This window comes from Psychromonas sp., assembly GCF_047632995.1.
GTDB lineage: Bacteria > Pseudomonadota > Gammaproteobacteria > Enterobacterales > Psychromonadaceae > Psychromonas.
The window spans coordinates 1-6,715 of sequence record NZ_JBLIEK010000153.1 but is presented as its reverse complement, the minus strand read 5'-3'; the positions used below and the strand labels follow the sequence as shown (position 1 = coordinate 6,715).

Genomic DNA, 6,715 nt, shown 5'->3' with positions numbered 1-6,715 from the left:
CATGCTGGTTAAATCCGTTGCTGAACTGACCGTTGAAAATGCCGAACTGTTGTCGGAAACTAAACGATTACTGAGCCTGATAGAAACCGAATTTGCGGCAATCTTTAAAGAAGCGATTGAACAGGGGGAAATAAGCGCCTCTAAAGATCCAAACCATCTGGCTCAATATCTGCAAATTCAGGTAATGGGGTTACGCACCTACGCGGGTGCTAACGATGATGCCCAGGCTATTGAAGCCCTTATTGATGATATTTTTGACAGCAGCATAGTTCGCGGATAATTTGCTTTAAGCCAGTGTGCTTATAAAGAAAAATCCGACAGATCTTTGCAAAAGTATGCAAAGATCTGCTGATTTTCTAGCCTTTTTGATTAAACGCATCGTCAATGTCAGATGCATTGTGGCGTTCACGAACCTGTTCCCAAGGTTCTCCCCAGGTGCGGTTTACGACTCTTCCGCGCTTTACTGCCGGGCGCTGCGCTATTTCGTTTGCCCAACGCTGAATATTTTTGTAGCTATTAACATCCAAAAATTCGGCGGCGTCATAGAGCTTACCTAATACTAAGTTTCCGTACCATGGCCAAATCGCGATATCTGCAATACTGTATTGATCACCTGCGATAAAACGTTTTCCGGCTAATTGTTTGTCTAGCAGATCAAGCTGACGTTTAACTTCCATGGTAAAACGGTCAATTGGATACTCTAATTTCTCCGGTGCATAAGCATAAAAATGTCCAAATCCACCGCCTAAATAGGGTGCAGCGCCTTGTAACCAAAATAACCAGTTAAATACGTTAGCGCGCTCTTCAAGTTTTTCTGGTAAAAAACGCTCAAATTTTTCAGCCAGATACAAAAGGATTGAACCAGACTCGAAGAGGGGAACGGGGTTGTCGGTGGAACGATCCAATAAGGCAGGAATTTTAGAATTTGGATTGATCGCGACAAAACCGGAAGAGAATTGTTGCCCTTCACCAATTTCAATGAGATGGGCATCATACTCAGCCTCACAAAGACCTAAAGCCAGAAGCTCTTCAAGCATAATAGTGACTTTCTGACCATTGGGTGTTCCCATTGAATAAAGCTGCAGAGGGTGAACGCCGACAGGAAGCGCTTGATCATGTGTTGCCCCTGATACTGGACGGTTTATCTTTGCCCAAGTACCACCGCTTTCACTGTTAGGGGTCCAAACCTTTGCTGGAGTGTATTCGCTTCCCATAGTATCTCCTCATAGAGTAGTTGTATTTGCTATTGTAAAAAATAAGCTGAACATTCGTTCAGATGCCTCTATGCTAACCGCATAAAATTCATTGATCAAGCCATGTTGAACATATGTTCAACAATTTAATCCCAAGGTCGGTGCCATTACAAAAGCGTGAGGTTAAGGTTATTAAAAAAACGCGGCAGGCCAAAAAGCTGCCTATTTGGCAATAAATAGGCATAAAAGAATATATAAAATTAGGGGCAGAGCCCGGCACAAGTATCAAAAGCCGGGTTCTGTGTTTTAATTCTGCTTGGGCAGCACGCCTGCAAGCTCTTTAAGGCTTTTAATAATCGCCGTTGGCTCAACATCCCAAGGATCAAAAATAGCATTCTGGGAACGCTGTACCCATGCAGACCGCATCCCTGCAGATAATGCGCCAATCACATCAAAGGGATTACTTGATATTAACCATGCTTGGTTGTGTGTGGCACCTGATTCTCTTAAAAAATGGCTGTAGACAGCTGGATTAGGTTTAAATGACTTCAGATTATCGCAACTGACTATCCCATCGAAAAACGGCCTTAGTCCTGCACCGGTAAGTAGCGCTTCAACGGCCTCTTTAGTGCCATTAGAAAAGGCATAAAGTTTAAAGCCGGCATCCTTTAATTGCGCCAACGCGTTTGCTGCATCATCAAAGGCTGGCAGGGTTTTATAACCGTCCATCAATTCCTGCTTCTGCTCTTTTGAAAGAGACACCCGATAGAAATTGCAGGTATAGTCCAAAGCATTACGGGTGCAAATCGCAAAGTTTTGGTAATTCTGCATGAGCCCCCTTCGAAAACTGTATTCCAGTTGTTTATCCCGCCAAGTCTGAGAAAAATCCTGTGCATCATTAGCTAACCATTTTTCTAAAATAGCCACTATTCCGTGTGTATTAATTAATGTTCCATAGACATCAAAAGCAAGTATCACTGACATTTTTATCTCCTAAAATCGATATTAGTGGTTTTGAATAATCCCTCTTGTTGAGGGTGTTGACGGCGCTTTACCTAAAGGGTGATCCTGTTTCCTCTAAATAAAGCGCAACCTTCATTGGATTAGGGGGAGTGTGAAAATAAAACGTGATCATTTGCATCTCCTGGTTGTGTTAGCCTTCATTTAACTACATTTTGAACGACTGTTCAAACTGTATCTGAACGAAGGCTCAATAAGGGCTTTTCTGTCAATGAAAAAAGTACGATCTGCGCCAGAAAGAGGGCAGCCTGAGCCAGAAAAAAGTCCCGCTGTTCAAGGCACACTTTCAAAAATAAAAAAAGATCAATTAATATTGCGGATTAGTATGAGCATATCTAAACTCATGGGGACGCATTAATTACCTTGCAGGCACCTGATTTATTGCTGATGATTATAAAAATTGCAATGCGCTACAATCAGCAATACCGGCAAACAAATTGATGGATTTTCATATTTTGGAATACAGCAGATGATTATTAGTGCGAGCAGGAGGACTGATATACCGGCCTTTTATACACCTTGGTTTATGAATCGAATTCGCGAAGGTTTTTTATTAACCAGAAACCCCTTTAACGCGAACCAAATAAGCAGAGTGTCTCTAGATCCAAAGGATGTTGATCTGATTGTCTTTTGGACTAGAAATCCAGCAATGTTAATGAAACATTTACCTGAACTTGCGCCCCTATCATTATTATTTTCAATATACTATTACCGGTTACCCCAAAACACTGGAGAAAACGGTTCCCCGACCTCAGCGTGCAATTAAGACCTTTATTGCGTTAAGTGATTTAATTGGCGCGGAAAAAGTAATCTGGAGATATGATCCTATTTTACTTTCAAACGAGGTTGATATTAACGAACATAAAAGAGTGTTTGAAAAAATAGCTTCTTTACTTAAGGGAAAAACCAAGCGCGTGGTGATCAGTTTCTCTGATTTTTATAAAAAAACAGAAAGAAATTTAAATTTAATTGAGGGTTTTATTTATTCAGATATCACCCATCAAATAAAACTGTTGCATGACCTTTCTATCTATATGGCCAAGGTGGCAGAAAAATACGGAATGGAGATACAAAGTTGTGCAGAGCATGTTGATCTAAGTCATTGCGGTATCGCACATGGTAAATGTATTGATGATGGTTTGATTAAAAAGCTTTTTGGTTTAAGCCTGAATGGCAGAAAAGATATGGGTCAGCGAGAAGACTGTGATTGTATAAAAAGTGTCGATATTGGAATGTACAATACATGTCTGCATGGCTGTTCGTATTGCTATGCAACTTTTAATGAAAAAATAGTGTTAAATAATAAAAAAAGCACTGCACCGATAGCCCGTTTCTTATCGGAGGAGTAGAAGATATCGATAGCAATTTATTTTTTCCTGCTGAAGTACAAGGTAAATTATTCTAAAAATGCCTTGAGCTGGAGCGCCACTAAAACCCCGCCTGTTTATAGCAAATTCAGTGGTGCTGAGCCTTTTATCCTTGTCCTTTTTATGTTCGTAATAAGCGTTAGCCCAAAATGGATAGCGATTGGACAAGTCAGCTTATTCGACAAGGAGGCCGTTATATCCACTGCCGGGCTGTTACTTATTAAACCTTTGGCAAAGATTCGCCTATACTTAAACTGTTTTTGATGGCATAGCAGATCACGCTAAAGAGAGAAGCGATCTAAACTTTGATTGTAGCTATTGTTGAACGTTTGAAATATGACTGGGAGAGTTTATGAAACGTATATTGCTGTTTATTGCGACCAACTTTGCAATACTTATTGTGCTCGGCATTATTCTTAATGTGGTATTGCCGTTACTAGGCATTCATCTGCAAGATACTGCAGGGCTGTTATTTATTTCTGCTGTATTTGGTCTGGGGGGCTCTTTTATTTCTCTTGCGATATCCAAGTGGATTGCAAAACGAAGTGTCGGGGCGCATGTGATAGAGCAGCCACATAATGCGCAGGAGCATTGGTTATTAAATACCGTTAAAAGACAGGCTGCAAAAGCAGGGGTCGGAATGCCGGAAGTCGCCATCTATGACTCTCCTGAAATTAACGCCTTTGCGACCGGTATGAATAAAAATAATGCCTTGGTGGCGGTGAGCAGCGGTTTATTAGACAATATGACTGCAGATGAAGCAGAAGCTGTACTCGGACACGAAATGAGTCATATCGCTAACGGTGATATGGTCACTATGACCTTGCTTCAGGGGGTCATGAATACTTTTGTGTTTTTCTTTGCGCGGATAGTCGCAAGGGCGGTAAGCAGGGGCAGTGATAACCAGTTTTTTTACTTTATGACGGTCATGGCGTTTCAAATAATATTCGGTATATTGGCCAGCATCATAGTGATGTGGTTTTCCCGTTACCGTGAATTCCATGCCGATGCAGGCGGCGCGCATTTAGCGGGTAGAGAAAAAATGATCAATGCGTTAAAGCGGTTACAAGGTGATAAAGTCGAAAGTCAGCTTAATGGTCAGTTAGTTGCCTTCGGTATCAGTGGTAAACAAGCGTTCTCTGAGCTGCTGATGAGTCACCCCCCACTTGAAAAAAGGATCAAGGCTTTACAAAGGCAAGCGTAATGCTAACGCTAACACCATGTGCCAGAGATAACTCAGAAGCAGGTGATCCTATTGATAACTCATTAGCAACTCACTCGTTGTATAACCTGTTAAAATAATTCAGGTCCTGAAAGCCGCTGCGCGTGGCAACCACATTTAAGCGCAATGGCTACTTTCCTAATATAAATCCATCCCGTTTATCACCTTAGCATATCAATCTAGAAGCCAGAGTGGGGAAGATTTAATTGAACGCTTACGTGGGATAGGTATTGCGACGGCTAAATGATGGCGGGCTGGTTTGAAATCATTATTATTGAACGCAGTGCAGGGCAATAACTTATTCAGATTAATTTAATGTGGTGAGTTTATTTTTATGGTTGACTCCATATGCATTCCGCTTATAATGCGAATGATTATCATTTGCACGGGATGTTTCCATGAATAAATCAATTTTACCTGCGGCTCTTTTGGGCCTTGCAATTTGCTCTCCCCTAATGGCAGAAACGCAAACTTTTGAATTATCTATCAAAAATCATAATTTTGAACCAAGTACATTGACTATTCCATTGGATGAAAGAGTTAAATTAGTGATCAAGAATGAAGATGCTACGCCAGAGGAATTTGAAAGCCACAAACTTAATAGAGAAAAAATTATCCCCGGTAACTCGGAAGGGGTGGTATTTGTCGGACCTCTGTATGCGGGTGAGTACCCCTTTGTTGGCGAATTTCATGAAGAAAGCGCGCACGGTAAACTTATCGTTAAATAATTAAGGGGTATCAATATGTTAAGTTCAGCCATTATTGTTTTTCGTGAAGTGTTGGAAGCCGCGCTGGTGATAACGATTGTGCTCGCTGCGACTCAAGGTGTATTGCAGCGCAATCGCTGGGTGTTGGGCGGTGTTGCCGGAGGCCTTTTGGGAGCTTTAATAGTTGCCGCCGTTGCAGATCAAATATCTTCAACTTTTGATGGCGTTGGTCAAGAATTATTGAGTGCGGCTATCTTATTTAGCGCAGTTTTAATGTTGGCTTGGCATAATATATGGATGTCTAAACATGCCGGAGAATTGGTCGGTCACTTAAAAAATGTGGGTAAAAACGTTTCCAGTGGGCAGTTACCTATGTATTTTCTGGCTACTGCTATTGGTCTGGCAGTATTGCGTGAGGGTTCCGAGGTGGTATTATTCGTCTATGGACTGGCTGCCAGTGGCAGCGATAGCATCTCATTACTTGCTGGCAGCGTCTTGGGGTTGATACTCGGATCTGTTTTTGGCGCACTCTTATATTTCGGTTTGCTGCGCATACCGGCACAGCGTTTATTCACTGTAACAGGCTGGATGATACTGTTTTTAGCCAGTGGTATGTCCGCTAGCGCCGCTGGGTTTTTGTCTCAGGCAGGCTGGTTACCAGCACAACACCCGATCTGGAATACTGCGTCACTGCTCTCCGAACACTCAGTGGCGGGGCAAGTATTGCATGTACTTATAGGCTACCAAGATCGGCCTACAGCGATCCAACTGAGTTTTTACGTAACTACCTTTATTGTTATTACACTTGCTATGTATTTATCTAAACAGCGCTCTGCTCTACGCTGTCGTTGAATTGCACACTGTGATTTATAAGACCAACTCTATTCATTTCCTCTTTATTTGCATAGGTTAAAATTAATCCTCTCTGCATTTATAAAAAATACTGGAATACAGGAGGTGGTACCTACTGCCCTGTGGGGAGCAACCTGTTTGATGTGAAATAAATTTTCAGATCAAGGGTTGTGTTAACATTTTTGTAACTTAGCCTACTCTCGATGGTGGGTTTTATATTATTTGGTCTACTGATGCGGTATACTTTCGGGAAAAATCTCATATCAAACTTATATCAAACGATCCCCATAAGGCGAATTCTTTCGCTGCAACAAGAGGTTACTATTGTGCTAGAAGCTTATCGTAAACATATCG

At 41.6% G+C, this 6,715-nt stretch carries 6 protein-coding genes and 2 pseudogenes; 6 read left to right on the top strand and 2 right to left on the bottom strand.

Annotation, left to right across the window (positions count from 1 at the left end; all coding sequences use genetic code 11):
* Positions 1–280 (top strand): annotated as a pseudogene (locus ACJAT7_RS16915) (TetR/AcrR family transcriptional regulator); the annotation flags it as partial.
* Between the two features lie 76 nt (positions 281–356).
* On the opposite strand, the gene yghU reads toward ACJAT7_RS16915, so the two are convergent.
* Together yghU and ACJAT7_RS16905 are read right to left on the bottom strand one after the other, a co-directional pair.
* The gene (gene yghU / locus ACJAT7_RS16910) at positions 357–1,214 is read right to left on the bottom strand and encodes a glutathione-dependent disulfide-bond oxidoreductase (RefSeq protein ID WP_415227978.1); all 858 of its coding nucleotides are present in this window, start codon (positions 1,212–1,214) and stop codon (positions 357–359) included.
* Between the two features lie 285 nt (positions 1,215–1,499).
* Entirely contained in the window at positions 1,500–2,177 is a 678-nt protein-coding gene (locus ACJAT7_RS16905; RefSeq protein WP_415227977.1) for a haloacid dehalogenase type II, read from the bottom strand.
* Positions 2,178–2,424: 247 nt separating this feature from the next.
* Between ACJAT7_RS16905 and ACJAT7_RS16900 the strand changes: the two genes are divergently transcribed.
* The 5 genes and pseudogenes from ACJAT7_RS16900 (at position 2,425) to ACJAT7_RS16880 (ending at position 6,361) form a co-directional block, all read left to right on the top strand.
* Positions 2,425–2,571: a hypothetical protein gene (locus ACJAT7_RS16900; RefSeq protein ID WP_415227976.1), complete on the top strand. Its 147-nt coding sequence runs from the start codon at positions 2,425–2,427 to the stop codon at positions 2,569–2,571.
* A gap of 111 nt (positions 2,572–2,682) precedes the next feature.
* Positions 2,683–3,562: pseudogene (locus tag ACJAT7_RS16895) on the top strand (DUF1848 domain-containing protein).
* A 370-nt stretch (positions 3,563–3,932) separates the two neighbouring features.
* Positions 3,933–4,784, top strand: coding sequence for a protease HtpX (gene htpX, locus ACJAT7_RS16890; protein ID WP_415227975.1), 852 nt, complete (start codon positions 3,933–3,935; stop codon positions 4,782–4,784).
* A 416-nt stretch (positions 4,785–5,200) separates the two neighbouring features.
* On the top strand, positions 5,201–5,530 hold the full coding sequence (locus ACJAT7_RS16885; protein WP_415227974.1) for a cupredoxin domain-containing protein: 330 nt from the start codon (positions 5,201–5,203) through the stop codon (positions 5,528–5,530).
* Between the two features lie 15 nt (positions 5,531–5,545).
* The gene (locus ACJAT7_RS16880) at positions 5,546–6,361 is read left to right on the top strand and encodes an FTR1 family iron permease (protein WP_415227973.1); all 816 of its coding nucleotides are present in this window, start codon (positions 5,546–5,548) and stop codon (positions 6,359–6,361) included.
* Positions 6,362–6,715: the final 354 nt, after the last annotated feature.